Annotated in this window: 15 protein-coding genes; 7 read left to right on the top strand and 8 right to left on the bottom strand. The window is 67.5% G+C overall.

Annotated elements, in window-relative coordinates; translation table 11 throughout:
• Positions 1 to 59 precede the first annotated feature (59 nt).
• The 3 genes from AC1DK4_RS21670 to corA all read left to right on the top strand — a co-directional run bounded on the left by AC1DK4_RS21670 (position 60) and on the right by corA (position 2,453).
• A complete protein-coding gene (locus AC1DK4_RS21670; protein ID WP_441617917.1) occupies positions 60 to 962 on the top strand; it encodes a DMT family transporter in 903 nt (300 codons plus the stop codon).
• A 358-nt stretch (positions 963 to 1,320) separates the two neighbouring features.
• On the top strand, positions 1,321 to 1,494 hold the full coding sequence (locus AC1DK4_RS21675; protein WP_441617710.1) for a hypothetical protein: 174 nt from the start codon (positions 1,321 to 1,323) through the stop codon (positions 1,492 to 1,494).
• A complete protein-coding gene (gene corA, locus AC1DK4_RS21680; protein ID WP_441617712.1) occupies positions 1,491 to 2,453 on the top strand; it encodes a magnesium/cobalt transporter CorA in 963 nt (320 codons plus the stop codon). The genes AC1DK4_RS21675 and corA overlap by 4 nt, the downstream gene beginning before the upstream one ends.
• A gap of 143 nt (positions 2,454 to 2,596) precedes the next feature.
• Here corA and mtgA read toward each other — a convergent pair whose 3' ends face one another.
• The 8 genes from mtgA to mpl all read right to left on the bottom strand — a co-directional run bounded on the left by mtgA (position 2,597) and on the right by mpl (position 11,138).
• The gene (gene mtgA / locus AC1DK4_RS21685) at positions 2,597 to 3,298 is read right to left on the bottom strand and encodes a monofunctional biosynthetic peptidoglycan transglycosylase (protein ID WP_441617919.1); all 702 of its coding nucleotides are present in this window, start codon (positions 3,296 to 3,298) and stop codon (positions 2,597 to 2,599) included.
• A 91-nt stretch (positions 3,299 to 3,389) separates the two neighbouring features.
• Positions 3,390 to 4,283, bottom strand: a complete 894-nt coding sequence (gene aroE, locus AC1DK4_RS21690) for a shikimate dehydrogenase (RefSeq protein WP_441617714.1) — start codon at positions 4,281 to 4,283, stop codon at positions 3,390 to 3,392.
• Between the two features lie 6 nt (positions 4,284 to 4,289).
• Entirely contained in the window at positions 4,290 to 5,159 is an 870-nt protein-coding gene (locus tag AC1DK4_RS21695; RefSeq protein ID WP_441617921.1) for an energy transducer TonB, read from the bottom strand.
• Positions 5,160 to 5,330: 171 nt separating this feature from the next.
• Complete coding sequence (locus AC1DK4_RS21700; RefSeq protein ID WP_441617716.1) at positions 5,331 to 7,478, bottom strand: RNB domain-containing ribonuclease; 2,148 nt, start codon at positions 7,476 to 7,478, stop codon at positions 5,331 to 5,333.
• A 195-nt stretch (positions 7,479 to 7,673) separates the two neighbouring features.
• Complete coding sequence (gene fabG / locus AC1DK4_RS21705) at positions 7,674 to 8,414, bottom strand: 3-oxoacyl-ACP reductase FabG (protein ID WP_441617718.1); 741 nt, start codon at positions 8,412 to 8,414, stop codon at positions 7,674 to 7,676.
• Positions 8,415 to 8,521: 107 nt separating this feature from the next.
• Positions 8,522 to 9,115, bottom strand: coding sequence for a chorismate--pyruvate lyase family protein (locus AC1DK4_RS21710; protein ID WP_441617720.1), 594 nt, complete (start codon positions 9,113 to 9,115; stop codon positions 8,522 to 8,524).
• A 7-nt stretch (positions 9,116 to 9,122) separates the two neighbouring features.
• A complete protein-coding gene (locus AC1DK4_RS21715; RefSeq protein ID WP_441617722.1) occupies positions 9,123 to 9,734 on the bottom strand; it encodes a YqiA/YcfP family alpha/beta fold hydrolase in 612 nt (203 codons plus the stop codon).
• A gap of 12 nt (positions 9,735 to 9,746) precedes the next feature.
• Positions 9,747 to 11,138, bottom strand: coding sequence for a UDP-N-acetylmuramate:L-alanyl-gamma-D-glutamyl-meso-diaminopimelate ligase (mpl, locus tag AC1DK4_RS21720; protein ID WP_441617723.1), 1,392 nt, complete (start codon positions 11,136 to 11,138; stop codon positions 9,747 to 9,749).
• Between the two features lie 204 nt (positions 11,139 to 11,342).
• Here mpl and AC1DK4_RS21725 point away from each other — a divergent pair, with 204 nt between their 5' ends.
• From AC1DK4_RS21725 to accB, 4 genes are all read left to right on the top strand, one after another.
• Positions 11,343 to 12,044, top strand: coding sequence for a UDP-N-acetylmuramate--alanine ligase (locus AC1DK4_RS21725; RefSeq protein WP_441617725.1), 702 nt, complete (start codon positions 11,343 to 11,345; stop codon positions 12,042 to 12,044).
• A 137-nt stretch (positions 12,045 to 12,181) separates the two neighbouring features.
• The gene (locus AC1DK4_RS21730; RefSeq protein ID WP_441617727.1) at positions 12,182 to 12,724 is read left to right on the top strand and encodes a TlpA family protein disulfide reductase; all 543 of its coding nucleotides are present in this window, start codon (positions 12,182 to 12,184) and stop codon (positions 12,722 to 12,724) included.
• A gap of 217 nt (positions 12,725 to 12,941) precedes the next feature.
• The gene (gene aroQ, locus AC1DK4_RS21735; protein ID WP_441617729.1) at positions 12,942 to 13,436 is read left to right on the top strand and encodes a type II 3-dehydroquinate dehydratase; all 495 of its coding nucleotides are present in this window, start codon (positions 12,942 to 12,944) and stop codon (positions 13,434 to 13,436) included.
• 171 nt (positions 13,437 to 13,607) lie between these two features.
• Positions 13,608 to 14,063, top strand: coding sequence for an acetyl-CoA carboxylase biotin carboxyl carrier protein (gene accB, locus AC1DK4_RS21740; RefSeq protein ID WP_441617731.1), 456 nt, complete (start codon positions 13,608 to 13,610; stop codon positions 14,061 to 14,063).
• Positions 14,064 to 14,168 lie beyond the last annotated feature (105 nt).

Here is a 14,168-nt window from a genome sequence, read left to right on the forward strand (position 1 = left end):
ATCTTCTGCCGTTCTTCCCGGATACAAAGAGCGGCATCGCACACAGCCGCCTGCCCGCCATGTCTCTCGACCGCCGCAGCATCATCCTGCTCGTCGTCCTCACCATCGCCTGGGGCGTCAACTGGCCCGTCATGAAAATCGGCGTGGCGCATTTCCCCGCCATGGGTTTTCGCCTGCTGTGCATGGCCGGCGGCGTGCTGGCGCTGGGCGTGGCGCTGCGCGTGCGCGGCGAGACGCTGCGGGTGCCGGCGGGCCAGTGGCCCACCATCTTCAAGCTCGCCCTGTTCAACATGGTGATCTGGCACCTGCTGGCGATCTGCGCGGTCAAGATGCTGTCATCCGGGCGCGCCGCCATCCTCGGCTACACCATGCCGATCTGGGCCGTGGTATGGGGCCTGGTGCTGTACCGCGAGCGCATCGGCCGCGCGGCCTGGGTGGGCATCGCCTGCGCGCTGGCCGGCACAGTATTGCTGCTGTCCGGCGAGATCGCCGCCCTGACCGGCAGCCCGGCCGGTACGCTGCTGATGCTTTGCGCCGCGGCCGGCTGGGGCCTGGGCACGCAACTGATGAAGCGCAGCCGGATCGAGATGTCGGTGGGCGTGCTGACCTTCTGGATGCTGGTGGTGACGCTGCCCTTCCTGCTGCTGGGCACGCTGCTGCTCGAGCAAGGCTGGCGCCTTCCCAACGCCGTGGAATGGGGCGCCATCGCCTACAACGCGGTGGTGGTGTTCGCCTACTGCCACCTGGTGTGGTTCGTGCTCGCGCGCAGCCTGCCGCCGGTGGTGTCGAGCCTGTCGGTGATGTTCATCCCGGTGGTCGGCGTGTTCTCGGGCATGTGGATGCTGGGCGAACAGCCGCACTGGCAGGACTATGCGGCCATCGTGCTGATGTTCGCCGCGCTGGCCTCCGTGCTGCTCGTGCCGTTGCTGCATCGCCGGCTCGTGCGCGCGCGCGCCGGATGATCCGGGGCGCTGGCGCGGACCCGTCGCACAACGTGCGGCGGCGGCGGCATTCACCCAGATTTCACTTAACAAGCCCCCCTCGTTGGGCTACACTCGCGGCCATCATAATCCCGGAGAAACTACGTGGGCAGTAGCATCGGGTGTTCGAGTTGCCGCAACCAGACTGCGACTGCACCGAATGCCATGTCACTGCGGGCTGCGTAACGACGACCGCCGGAGCCGGCCCACGCCGCTTCCACCGCCTCGTCGGACTTGCCCGCAGAAAATACTGCGGGTGAGCGTTTTTCCGTGTCCCAGCCGGCGCACCGCCTGTGCGCGCCGCCTCGTCCCGGACCTTCCCTCTCCCGGCTTGCCAGCCATGAACGGCAAACGCCATCGCCTTGCGCGCGCCTTTGCGACGCGCAGCGCGATCACGCTTGCCAGCGGCATTCCGCCTTCGTCGCCTCGCCGCGAAGGACTGGTTCGCCTCCGGGCCCGGCAAGCCACGCCTGCGCGTTTCTTCGCCAAACGCAACAAGGAAGCCCTGGGATGATCAACCTGTTCGTCCTGCAGAAAGGCCGGCTCGCACAGGAGCAGGTCGATGACCGCAATGAACTGCTGCAGCACAAGCCGATCTGGATCGACGTCATCAGCCCTGATGACGAGGAACTCGCCTGGATCAAGGAAGCGTACGGCGTAGCCCTGCCCGAACTCGAAGACCTGGGCGACCTGGAAGCCTCGGCCCGCTACTTCGAAGGCGAGGACGAGAACATCCATATCCGCACCGACTTCCTGCTCGACGAGGAAGACATCTCGCGCAACGTGCGCGTGGCCTTCGTGCTCACGCGCGACGTGCTGTTCTCCATCCACGACGAAGACCTGCCGGTGTTCCGGCTGGTGCGCCTGCGCGCGCGCATGCGTCCGGGCTCGGTGCGCAACGCCAAGGACGTGCTGATGGATCTGTACGCCACCGACGCGGAATATTCGGCCGACTCCATCGAGGAAGTCTACGAGCGGCTCGAGGAAGCCAGCAAGCGCGTGCTGGCCGAGAACGTGACCGACGCCGCCGCGGCCGACGTGCTGGAAACCATCGCCCGCGAGGAAGACCTGAACGGCCGCATCCGCCGCAACGTCATGGACACGCGCCGCGCGGTCTCCTTCCTGATGCGCAGCCAGCTGCTGTCGGCCGAGCAGCAGGACGAAGCGCGCCAGATCCTGCGCGATATCGACTCGATCGAGAACCACACCGCGTTCCTGTTCGACAAGATCAACTTCCTGATGGATGCCACGGTCGGTTTCATCAACATCAACCAGAACAAGATCATCAAGCTGTTCTCGGTGGTGTCGGTCGCGCTGATGCCGCCCACGCTGATCGCCAGCATCTACGGCATGAACTTCAAGCTGATGCCGGAGCTGGACTGGGTCGCCGGCTATCCGTGGGCGATCGCGCTGATGGCGGTGTCGGCGGCGGTGCCGCTGATCTACTTCCGCCGCAAGGGCTGGCTCAGCTGAACGGCGCAATCGAACAGATCCTGGCGTCGTTGCGCGGCCTTGCCGTGCCGGTTTGCACTGTGTGCGGCCGCGCGCCTGGCCAGGACCGCTTCGCTTCATTCCGATCACGCCTCTGAAAGACCGCGCCCGGCGTGAAGGGACGCTCAGTCCGGCAGCGTGGCCGCGCCCATGCGGCGCGCGATGATGTTGGCCTTGACCTTGAAGTTGACCCGCACATTGGCGCAGTACTGCTTCTTGTCGAAGCACTTCGGCGCCGGCAGCGCGGCGGCCAGGCGCGCCGCCTGGCCCACGTTGAGCTTCGCCGCGCTGGTCTTGAAGTAGTGCTGGGCGGCGGCCTCGGCGCCGAATACGCCCTCGCCCCACTCCACCGAGTTCAGGTAGATCTCGAAGATGCGCTGCTTGTCCAGCCAGAATTCCAGCATCCAGGTAATGGCCAGCTCCTGCCCCTTGCGCAGGTAGTGCTGCTCGGACGAGAGAAAGAGATTCTTGGCCAGCTGCTGGGTGATGGTGGACCCGCCCCGCACGATATGCCCGCGCTTCTTGTTGCGCTCCCAGGCATCGAGCATGGCGTCGAGTTCGTAGCCGGGATGGTTGACGAAGTCGGCGTCCTCGCTGGCGATCACCGCGCGCTTGAGGTTGCGCGAGATCTCGTCGTAGCCGACCCAGCGCCGGTCCACCTGGCAGCTCCAGAAGTTGAAGCCGCACAGGCGCCAGCGTTCGGCCCGCATGAACGAGGTGGCAGACGGATCGACGTACTGCCAGGCCGCGATCTGCAGGAAGAAATAGACCTGCATGGCCAGCACGCCGGCCACCAGGATACCGATCAGGTAGGCCAGCCAGCGCAGTGGATTGAAGCCACCGCTGCGCGGCGCGGCGCTGGAGCGGGCGGTGCGCCTGAGCTCTGCCATGGTGGTTGCGGGCGGCAGCCTGCTGCGCTCAGCGTGCCGCTTCGGCCTGCAGCTCCGCGCGCAGCTTCGCCAGCACGGGCGCAGTGGCGGGTCGCACGCCGCGCCAGTTGTAGAAGGCCTCGGCGGCCTGCTCGACCAGCATGCCCAGCCCGTCGCTGGTGCGCGCGCCGCTTTGCGCGGCGAACTTCAGGAATACGGTGGGCTCGGCGCCGTACATCATGTCGTAGGCCAGCACATCCTTGCCCAGCAGTTCCGCCGGCACCGGCGGCAATTCGCCCTGCAGGCTGCTGCTGGTGGCGTTGATGACCACGTCGCAGGCGTCGTCGCCCGTCAGCGCGGCCAGCGCGTCGAAGCCGCCGCCCCACAGTTCCACGCCGTATTCGTCGGCCTGCTGCGCCACGTCTTCGAGGATAAAGCTGGCGCGCTCCGGCGTGCGGTTGGCCACCACGATCCGGTCCGGCCGGCACATCACCAGCGGCAGCATGGCGCCCATGGCCGCGCCGCCGGCGCCCAGAAGCAGGATGCGGCGGCCTTCGAGCAGCGTGTCGAGATTGATCTCGATGTCACGCGTGAGGCCGACGCCGTCGGTGTTGTCGCCGTGGATCAGGCCATCCTCGATCCACATGGTGTTGACCGCGCCGGCGCTCTCCGCGCGCGGCGTGAGACGGTCGGCCAGGTCGTAGGCCTCGAGCTTGAACGGCACCGTCACGTTCAGGCCGTGGCCGCCGCCGGCGAAGAACGCGCGCACGGTGTCGGCAAAGCCGTCCAGCGGCGCCAGCAGGCGCTCGTAGGAGATGGCCTCGCCGGTCTGCTGCGCGAACGCGGCGTGGATGGCCGGCGAACGGCTGTGCGCGATGGGATTGCCAACCACCACATAGCGGTCGGTATCAGCGGGGATCTGCGTGTTTTCTGTAGACATCATCTTGCGTCATCTGGCCTGTAGGCGGATGTCCAGGCCGTTGCGCGAAAACTTGAAGGTAGAGATCACTTCGAGAATATCTTGCCGCGCCTGCATCTGCGGGGTGAAGGAGCCGAACGGCGCGGCCGCGCGCACGATGGCCACGGCCTGGCGGTCCAATGCCGGGTCGCCCGAGCTCTTGGCCACGTCGATCGATTCGATGTTGTAGCCATCGCGGTTGTAGCCGAGCCTGCCCTGGCGGTTGACGTTGATCACCAGGATCAGCTGGCCGTACAGCGGCTTGCCGTTGCGCTGGGGAAAATCGGTGGTGCCGCGCGCCTCGATCCTCTGGCGCAGGCGGTCGTAGTACTGCGCGTATTCCACCTCCTGCGCGCTGGTGGCGGTGAGCTGGTAACGCTTGGGCCGCTTGGCGTATTGTTCGAGGTTGCGCCCGATCTCGGCCTCGAGCTTGGCCATCTCGTCGAGCGAGGTACGCTCGTCCTGGCCGCGCAGCGGCGTCTCGGTGCGCTGCTGGCCGGGCTTGAGCGGCTGGCTGTGGACCGCGGGCGCGGCCTCGCGCGCCTGCGTCAGCAGGCGCTGCTGCTCCTGCTCGAGCTGGTCCACGCGGCGCTGCATCTGGCGCACCAGGTCACCGTCCTTGGTGTTGGTCTGGGCCGGCAGCGGCGTGGTGGCGCGCTGCTGGTCCTGCTCGCCGCCGCCGTCGAGATTGGCCTGGGCCAGCACGGTCGGGTTCTGCGGGCGCTGTGCGGATTTGGAGTTGACCAGCACCACGTCGAGCGCGGCATCGGTGCGCTTGATCTCGAAGGCCTCGGGAGCCACCACGCGCACGGTCAGCAGCAGGACATGGGCCAGCACCGAAACGGCCAGCGCCTTGCTCATCGTGCTGCTGGCGTTCCACCACTGGCGGGGAGAAAAGACGGCTTTCACGATGGCTGGCGTGGTTGGAATGGGGCGTCGGGAAGGCGGAACCGGGCCGGGGCAGGGGTCCTCTCGGACCAGCCCCGGTTCAGACTGCGATTGTAAGGGAGCGCCCCGTTTTTTCCGAGGGACTCAGCCGGCCTCGCCGGTGCCGGTGTCGCGCGCGCCCGACGAAGCGCCGTCGGCGGCGCTTGCCAGGTCTTCCGGACCATCCGGACCATCCGGGCCGGCCTGATCGGCAGACCGGGCGGCGGCGTCGCCGGCGCCCTCGGCCGCCGCTTCCGCGGCCTCCTCGGCAGCGGCTTCGGCGGCTGCCTCAGCGGACACCTCGGCAGCCTCGTCATCGCCTTCCAGCTCCTCCGAGGGCAGTTCGCCTTCGCCGGCGAACACCTCCAGCACGCGGCACGATACCTCGAGTGAGATCTCGTCGGTGGCGCCGATCTCCAGCAGCACCTGGGTGCCGCGCGAAGCCTGGACCAGCTCCGGCACCCGCGTAACCAGCGGGATCTCGGTAAAGCGCACCGCGCCTTCCTTGAGCACCGAGGCCATCAGGCGCTCGCGCTTTTCCTGGCCCAGCCAGCGCAGGCACCAGTAGCGTTCCATGGTGGACTGGTGGTCGGCATAGGCCGCATAAGTGCCTTCGAAGTCGGCCACGGCCGCCAGCAGGTCAGCGTCCTTGGGCTTGAACGGCGCCACCAGCTTGGCCGTGACGCCGTGCTGGGCCACCGCCAGGATCTGCCACTGGTTGACCAGGTCGACATAGCGGCGCAGCGGCGAGGTGCTCCAGGCATATTGCGCCACGCCCAGGCCTTCGTGCGGGGCCGGATACGTCTGCATGCGCGTGCGGTGCATGCCCCAGGCCTTCTGCGTGCGGTAGATGCCCGGCACGCCGTGGTCGGCAAGCAGCTTGCCCCAGGTGCTGTTGGCCAGGATCATCAGCTCGGCCACGATCTTGTCCAGCGGCGAGCCGCGCCGGCGCTGCTCGATGCGCACACGCTCGCCGCCGTCGGGCAGATCGTCGAGGTAGAAGTTGTAGTCCGCGCGATTGTGCGATTCCGGGCGCAGGCCGCTGGCCAGGCGCGCCTTCTGGCGCTCGTCGTGCAGCCAGCCGGAGAAATGCCAGAGCTGGGCCAGCTCGGCGCGGAACGCGTAGTCGCCGGTGCCGTCGGTCAGCGCGGCCTCGGTCACCACGTCTTCCAGCAGGTTGTGGCGCAGGTTGGCCGCGATCATGACCATCTCGGCGCGGGTCTGGCTGCCGAGGATCATCTGCAGGGCCGGGTCGTAGTCCACGTAAAGCGACAACGCCGGGCATTCGCGCCCTTCCTGCAGCGTGTAGCGCTCCACCACCGCGTCGGGCAGCATGGTGATCTTGTCGCCGGGGAAGTAGACCGTGGACAGGCGCTGGCGCGCCACCGCGTCAAGCGGCTCGCCACGGCGGATACCCAGGCCCGGCGCGGCGATGTGGATGCCGACGCGGATCTTGCCGCCGTCCAGCGGCGTGACCGACAGCGCATCGTCGATCTCGGTGGTGGTGACGTCGTCGATCGAGAACGCCTGCACGTCGGCGCGCGGCAGCTCGCCGGCGGGTTCCGGCACGACCACGTCGGGGAAGCCGGTGCCCTTGGGGAAGCATTCCGAGAGGAACTTGGCCTCGTGCAGCGCGCGCGGGCTGGCGATGCCGCCCACCGCCACCATCAGCCGCATCGGCGACATGCCGAGCGCCGTGCAGGCAGCGTCCATCGCCTTGTACTCGAGGCTGTTCTTGTCGGGCTTGAACAGCAGTTGCAGCGCTTTGCCGCGGAAGGCGTCGGGCAGGGTCAGGGCCTTGAGCTGGGTTTCGTACTCGGCCTGGACCAGGGCCTGCTGCTTCTTGCGCTCGAGCGCGGCCAGGGCCGCCTTGAGCTGGTCTTCCGGCGCGCGCTGGTAGCGCCCCCGTCCCTTGCGGCGGAAATAGACCGGATTGCCGTGCAGTGCCTGCGCCAGTGCGGCCTGCTGCACCACGCCGGCACCCGCGCCGAAATACTCGGCGGCCAGGTCGGCAAAGCCGAATTCTTCGTCCGACGCGCATTCCCAGAGGAAATCCAGGTCGATCTCGCCGACCAGCTCGGCGGTCTGGCGCACCAGCTCGATCGCCGAGGGCTGCGCAAACTGCAACAGCACATCGCGCGACTTCACCTTGGTGCGCTTGCCCGCGGGCAACTCCACCTGGTAAGCCTCGCCCTGCTGGGTCAGCACGGTGCCGGCGCGAATCTCGCCGCCTTCTTCGAACAGCAACTGCATGGATCGGTACTTTCAGAAATGCCGGGAGCCGCCCTGGCGAACCAGCGCGCCCTGGCGCTAAGTGACGCCTCTCGGGAACGGCCCGGGGAGAGAAATGATGCGAGGCCGCCTTCAGGCGAGGCGGCGACCGGACCTCAGATGATACCGCACCGCGCCGTGCACAAGCCCGGCGCGGGACAAAGCAACGCCCGGACCTTACAGCGACATGCCGCCGCTGGCCTCGATCGCCACACCGTTGACGTAGCTGGCGTCGTCGCTGGCCAGGAACGTGTAGATGCTGGCGATCTCGGCCGGCTCGGCCAGGCGGCGCAGCCAGCACGACGACTTCATGCCCTCCAGCACCTTCTCCGGCACCGTCTGCAGGATCTCGGTGGACACGAAGCCCGGGCACACCGCGTTCACGCGCACGCCCTTGGGACCCAGCTCGCGCGCCCAGGTCTTGGTAAAGCCGATCACGCCGAACTTGCTGGCGGCATAGTTGGTCTGGCCGAAGTTGCCATAGAGACCGACCACGCTGGATGCATTGAGAATCACACCGCGCCCTTGCTCGGTCATGATGTCCGCCACCGCCTGCGCGCAATTGAATACGCCCTTGAGGTTGACGTCGATGACCGAGTCGAACTGGGCTTCGCTCATCTTGGTCAGGCGCGCATCCTTGGTGATGCCCGCGTTGTTGACCAGGATGTCGATGCGGCCATGCCTGGCCAGCGTGGCGGCGACCGCGGCATCCACCTCGTCACGGCGCGTCACGTCCACCTTGCATGCCATCGCGTCGGCACCGGAAGCGGCCAGTGTCGCGGCCGCGGCGCGCACGCGCTCTTCCTGCACGTCGCACAGCACCACGATCGCGCCTTCGGCGGCGAAACGCTGCGCGGTGGCAAAGCCGATGCCGGCAGCCGCGCCGGTAATGATGGCAACTCGTCCCTGCAATTTCATGATGTCGGTCTCTTCTTCTTGTTTGCGTTCTTGTTTGCGTTTTTGTTGATGCTCTTGTTGATGTTCTTTTTGGCGTTCTTGCTGGCGTTCTTGCTACGATGACTGTTTCACCGCTTGCCGGCAAGCTCCGGCGCGCGGCGCGCCAGCAGGTCCGGCAGGAAGACCTCGGTCACCAGCATGACGCCGCCGCCGCGCCGGAACACCGAGCGCCGCGCCGGCAGCGCCGCGCCGGGATCCAGCTCGCGCATGGCGGGCACCGCCTGCTGCAGCCGCAGCCGCAGCGGGTGATGCGCCCGCAGGCGCGCGAAGGCGAACGGCTCGCGCCGCACGCGCGGGTCGACGAACAGCGCCCCGCCCAGCGGGCGTTCGCCCAGGCCGCGCAGGAAGGGCCAGTCGCGCCGGGCATGCTCGGCTTTCACCACGGTGTGGGCAAAGATGGCGGGCGTGCCGTCGCACAGCAGCAGCACCTCGCGCGCCAGCGCGCGGCGCTGCGCCGGCAGGCCCAGGGCCTGCCATTCATCGGGCAGGGCCAGCTCCATGTGCTGCGCCAGGCGGCGCACGCGGAAACGGTCCGAGGCGGCCACCAGCCTGGCCGTCAGCGAGCCCTCAGCGCATACCCAGCGCCGCAGATTGGCGTCGATGGCGGGATCTTCGGGCAAATGGGCATGCCACGCGCAGCGGCGCACTTGCGCCGCGTTCATGCTGCGCTCATGCCAGCGGCTCCGGTTCGATCAGGCCGGCCGGTCCATAGCCGCAGAAAGCCAGCACTTCATCGACGTAGTCGGCGAATTCGCTGATGCCATGGTCGCTGCCCTCGATCACGCGTGTGCGCGCGCCGGGAAAGGCGGCCAGCATCTCGCGGTAATCCAGCACTTCGTCGCCGGTGGCAGCCAGCAGGAAATAGCGTTCGGGCCGGGTGACCGGCTCCACCCGCAGCGCCAGCAGTTCGTCCAGGTGATGGCGCTCCACCCGCACCGAGCCGCCGCCGTGCCACAGCGGCTGGTCGCCCAGGTAATGCTCCAGGTCGGTCCACGGATGCGTGGCGGGATTGAGCAGCACCGCGCGGCAGCCGTGGCGCTCGGCCAGCCAGCGCGCGTAGAAGCCGCCGAGCGAGGAACCGATGATGGTGAGGGGCTGGGCGCCGCCCGCCTGCGAAGCCGCGATAGCGGCCTCGGCCTGGGCGATGGCCGCGGCCGGCGACACGTTCAGGACCGGACAGGCGTAGTAGCGCCCCACGCCCCATGCGCGCATGCGCTCCTGGACCATACGCGCCTTGAACGATTGCGGCGAGGAACGGAAACCGTGCAGGTACAGCAACATGCCGTGCCCCGCTCAGGCCGCTGCGCCGGCGGCGAAGGCGTCCAGCAGCTTCTGGTGCACGCCGCCGAAGCCGCCGTTGCTCATTACCAGCACGTGGTCGCCCGGGCGCGCGACGGCGCGCACCGCCTGCACCAGCGCAGGCAGGTCGCTGAAGGCAGCGGCGCGTTCGCCAAGCGGTGCCAGCGAATCGGCCAGGTCCCAGCCGAGCGCGTCCTTGCCGCTGGCCGCGCCGTAGCCGAACACCAGGTCGGCCGCCTCCAGGCTGGCGGGCAACTGGGCCTTCATCACGCCCAGCTTCATGGTGTTGGAACGCGGTTCGAGCACCGCCAGGATGCGCGCGTCGCCGACGCGCTTGCGCAGGCCCTCCAGCGTGGTCTGGATGGCGGTCGGGTGATGGGCGAAGTCGTCATAGACCGTGATGCCGCCGACCACGCCGCGCACTTCCATGCGGCGCTTCACATTGGCGAAGCGCGACAGCGAGTCAATGGCCTGCGCGGGGGGCACGCCCACGTGGCGCGCCGCGGCGATCGCGGCCAGCGCGTTCATGCGGTTGTGGATGCCCTGCAGCGCCCATTCGACCCGGCCCTGCAAGGCATCGCCGAACCACACGTCGAAGCGGTCCTGGCTCTGGGGCCCCAAGGCGGCTTCGGCCGGTTCGCCCGCGCGCCAGTCGCCCAGGCCGAACTGTTCTGTCTCGCTCCAGCAGCCGCGCTCGAGCACGCGCGCCAGGCTTTCCTCCAGGCCATTCACGATAAGCCGGCCCTGCTCGGGCACGGTGCGCACGAGATGATGGAACTGGGTCTCGATCGCTGCAAGATCCGGGAAGATGTCAGCGTGATCGTATTCGAGATTGTTCAGGATGGCCGTGCGCGGACGGTAGTGGACGAACTTGCTGCGCTTGTCGAAGAACGCCGTGTCATATTCATCGGCCTCGATCACGAAGAAGTCCGATTCCGTCACCCGGGCCGACACGCCGAAATTCTGCGGCACCCCGCCGACCAGGAAACCGGGCTGGTAGCCCGCGTCTTCCAGTATCCAGGCCAGCATCGAAGTGGTGGTGGTCTTGCCGTGCGTGCCCGCCACCGCCAGCGTCCACTTGCCACGCAGCACATGCTCGCCGAGCCACTGCGGGCCCGAGACATAGGGCAGGTTGCAGTTGAGGATGGCCTCCATCAACGGATTGCCGCGCGACACCACGTTGCCGATCACGAACAGGTCCGGCGCCAGCGACAGCTGCCCCGGATCGAACCCCTCGATCAGGTCGATGCCCTGCGCCTCGAGCTGGGTGCTCATCGGGGGATAGACATTGGCGTCGCAACCGGTCACGCGATGGCCAGCCTGCCTGGCCAGCACGGCCAGGCCGCCCATGAACGTGCCACAGATGCCGAGGATGTGAATATGCATGGGAATTTGGGTCTCGGGGCGGGCCTGGGCGGCCTGGCCCCTGTTGCTACGGGATGGAGACGAATTGTACCTGAGGGGTATGGCGGGCCACCCCCGCGCCTGGCCGCCGGGGCGACGGTCTTTGACTTTTGTCAGCCTGGACAGAACCCTTGCAGAGGCAAAAACTCTAAAAGTCCAGGCCACTCCCTCCGGTATGATCCCCCCATGTCCCGCCGCCCCAGCCTCGACCCCATCCGCCTGCGCGAGGAGATCGCCCAGGCCGCCGCCCGCATGATCGCGGAAGACGGCGCCGACTACGCCTCAGCCAAGCGCAAGGCTGCCCGCCAGTTGCTGGGTGACGTGCGCGTGGCGGGCGAGTGGCTGCCGGACAACGAGATGGTGGAGGCGGAAGTGCGCGCGTACCAGGCCTTGTTCCATGGCGAGAGCCAGCCGCGCATCCTGGCCTTGCTGCGGCGCCTGGCGCTGCTGGCCATGCGCGACCTGGCCGCCTTCCGGCCCTATCTGGCCGGCGCGGTGCTCAACGGCACCGCCACCGAGCACTCGGACGTGTACCTGCAGTGCTTTTGCGACAGCCCCAAGGACCTAACCCTGCACCTGCTGAACGCGGGTGTCGATTTCGATACCAGCGAAACGCGTCACTTTGCCGGCCGCGGCGAGGTCGAGACGCTCAGCTTCCTGTGGAAAGGCCAGTGGCCGGCGCAGCGCGAAGCGCGCGTGCTGGCCGGCGAGATCCGTGCGGAACTGGGCCAGCCGGTCGGCATTCATATCGCCCTGTATGATGCGGACGACGAACGCGGCGCGGTAAGGGCCGATGCCGGTGGCCGCGTGGCCCGAGCCGACCTGGCCGCGGTGCAGGCGCTGGCAGCCAGCGTGCCGGACATGCCGGACACGCCCGCCGCCGCCTGACGCCCTGGCCGGGCCGCCAGGCTGGTCCCGCTATCGTCACAGCCATCGTCCAGTCATATAGATAGAGAGAGGGCCGTCGCCTCGCTTCCGGCCCACACGACTTCACCGACCTCCGACGCCACCCGCCACCCATTGCCATGACCTCTTCCAGCCAACCCGTTCGCCGCAGCCGCCTCTGGATCTGGCTCGTCGCCGTCGCCGCGGCAGTGGCCGGTGCCCTTGCCAGCCACTACGTGTTCTCGCCCAAGCCTGCGTCCGATGCCGCGGTGGAGACGTTCCTGCGCACCGAACTACCCGACCCACAGGGGGGCAAGCTCAGCCTGGCCGATTTCCGCGGCAAGACGGTGGTGGTGAATTTCTGGGCACCCTGGTGCGGGCCCTGCGTGGAGGAAATGCCGGACCTGACCGCGCTCTATAAGGAGGTGTCGGGCCCCAAGGTGGAATTTGTCGGCATCGGCATCGATTCTGCCAGCAATATCCAGCAGTTCATCAAGAAAGTGCCGGTTGCGTACCCGCTCGCGGTCGCCGGCTTTGCTGGCACGGAGCTGTCGCGAAACTTCGGCAACGCGGCCGGCGGCCTGCCCTATACGGTCGTGATCGCGCCGGACGGCACTGTCACCTACCGAAAAATGGGTAGGGTTTCCACCGATGAGCTGCGCGCCGCCCTGCCGCGCGGATAGTGGCAAGATCCTTGATTTGCGGTGAATTTAAACTAACCTTCATCAATCGTCCCGCAATTTGAGTGAAATTCGCCCATCGCAGTGAAAAGTACCGGCTGCGTCGCCAGAATGCTCAGGGAGCGCGCCGCATGCGGGCTTTCCTATGTCTGCGCTGCTAGACAAATCACTCTAAGCTACGGTAATCTCCGCGCAATTTCGTTGAAATGGTCGAGCCGCCGTGATCGATACGCCTCCAGAACGCCGCTCCGCCCGCTACCGCAAGGTGCTGGTCCTGCACGGGCCCAACCTGAATCTGCTGGGTACGCGCGAGCCGGAAACCTATGGGCATACGAAGCTCGTCGACATCGACCTGGCCCTGGCGCAACGTGCACGGGAAACCGGCCTCGCCCTGGCAACGTTCCAGTCCAACCATGAGGGCGCGCTGGTGGATCGCATCCACGCGGCACGCGACGAGGGAGTCGACTTCATCATCATCAACCCGGCCGCCTATACGCATACCAGCGTAGCCTTGCGCGACGCGCTGGCCGGGGTGGCGATTCCGTTCGTGGAAGTCCATTTGTCGAACGTGCATCGCCGCGAGAACTTCCGTCATCACTCCTTCTTCTCCGATATCGCGGTGGGAGTGATCTGCGGACTTGGCTGGCAAGGCTACCTGCTGGCGCTGGACTATGTCCTCGGGCAGGAGCCTGAACAGGCGCCGCCCAAGGCCTGAGCCCGCCGGCTGATTTCGATTTCGTAGACGATGACCGCGCCCTGGCGCTGCCCGGCCCCGCTGACCGCGGTGCACGCAAGCAGGTTGCCGGACGCATGAAAGCATGAAATTTACCCGGATGCGGCCGCCACAGCGGCGCGCGCCGGACAACCCGATTCAGGAGGATAGAAGATGGACCTGCGCAAGCTGAAGACGCTGATCGACCTGGTGGCCGAGTCCGGCATCTCCGAGCTGGAAGTCACCGAAGGCGAAGGCAAGGTGCGCATCGTCAAGGCACCGCCCCAGGTGATCGCCGCGCCGATGGCCATGCAGCCGATGCAGGCACTGCCGCCCGCGGCCGCCGCGCCCGCCGCAGTCGCCAGCGCCGAGCCCGCTTCGCCACAACTGCCGTCCGGCCATGTCGTGACCTCGCCGATGGTCGGCACCTTCTACCGGGCGCCGTCGCCGGGCGCCGCCGCCTTCGTCAACGTGGGCGACACCGTCAAGGAAGGCCAGACGGTCTGCATCATCGAAGCGATGAAACTGCTCAACGAAATCGAATCGGACAAGGCCGGCGTGATCAAGGAAATCCTGGTCGAGAACGGCCAGGCGGTCGAATACGGCCAGCCGCTCTTCATCATCGGCTGATACTGATCGGCATGCCGCGCCGCCCGCAGCCTGCGCCGGAGATTCCGGAACGGCCGCGCCGGCGCAGGCGAACCGGACGCATCTCGTCCCGGTGCCAGTTCCCCC

This window comes from Cupriavidus sp. 05N38, from assembly GCF_056397345.1.

What these genes read in the sequence shown, in the direction of transcription:
- AC1DK4_RS21670 (WP_441617917.1), top strand. Translation starts at nt 60, where the DNA reads ATGTCTCTCGACCGCCGCAGCATCATCCTGCTCGTCGTCCTCACCATC.
- AC1DK4_RS21675 (WP_441617710.1), top strand. Translation starts at nt 1,321, where the DNA reads ATGAACGGCAAACGCCATCGCCTTGCGCGCGCCTTTGCGACGCGCAGC.
- corA (WP_441617712.1), top strand. Translation starts at nt 1,491, where the DNA reads ATGATCAACCTGTTCGTCCTGCAGAAAGGCCGGCTCGCACAGGAGCAG.
- aroE (WP_441617714.1), bottom strand. Translation starts at nt 4,283, where the DNA reads ATGATGTCTACAGAAAACACGCAGATCCCCGCTGATACCGACCGCTAT.
- AC1DK4_RS21695 (WP_441617921.1), bottom strand. Translation starts at nt 5,159, where the DNA reads ATGAGCAAGGCGCTGGCCGTTTCGGTGCTGGCCCATGTCCTGCTGCTG.
- AC1DK4_RS21700 (WP_441617716.1), bottom strand. Translation starts at nt 7,478, where the DNA reads ATGCAGTTGCTGTTCGAAGAAGGCGGCGAGATTCGCGCCGGCACCGTG.
- fabG (WP_441617718.1), bottom strand. Translation starts at nt 8,414, where the DNA reads ATGAAATTGCAGGGACGAGTTGCCATCATTACCGGCGCGGCTGCCGGC.
- AC1DK4_RS21710 (WP_441617720.1), bottom strand. Translation starts at nt 9,115, where the DNA reads ATGAACGCGGCGCAAGTGCGCCGCTGCGCGTGGCATGCCCATTTGCCC.
- AC1DK4_RS21715 (WP_441617722.1), bottom strand. Translation starts at nt 9,734, where the DNA reads ATGTTGCTGTACCTGCACGGTTTCCGTTCCTCGCCGCAATCGTTCAAG.
- mpl (WP_441617723.1), bottom strand. Translation starts at nt 11,138, where the DNA reads ATGCATATTCACATCCTCGGCATCTGTGGCACGTTCATGGGCGGCCTG.
- AC1DK4_RS21725 (WP_441617725.1), top strand. Translation starts at nt 11,343, where the DNA reads ATGTCCCGCCGCCCCAGCCTCGACCCCATCCGCCTGCGCGAGGAGATC.
- AC1DK4_RS21730 (WP_441617727.1), top strand. Translation starts at nt 12,182, where the DNA reads ATGACCTCTTCCAGCCAACCCGTTCGCCGCAGCCGCCTCTGGATCTGG.
- accB (WP_441617731.1), top strand. Translation starts at nt 13,608, where the DNA reads ATGGACCTGCGCAAGCTGAAGACGCTGATCGACCTGGTGGCCGAGTCC.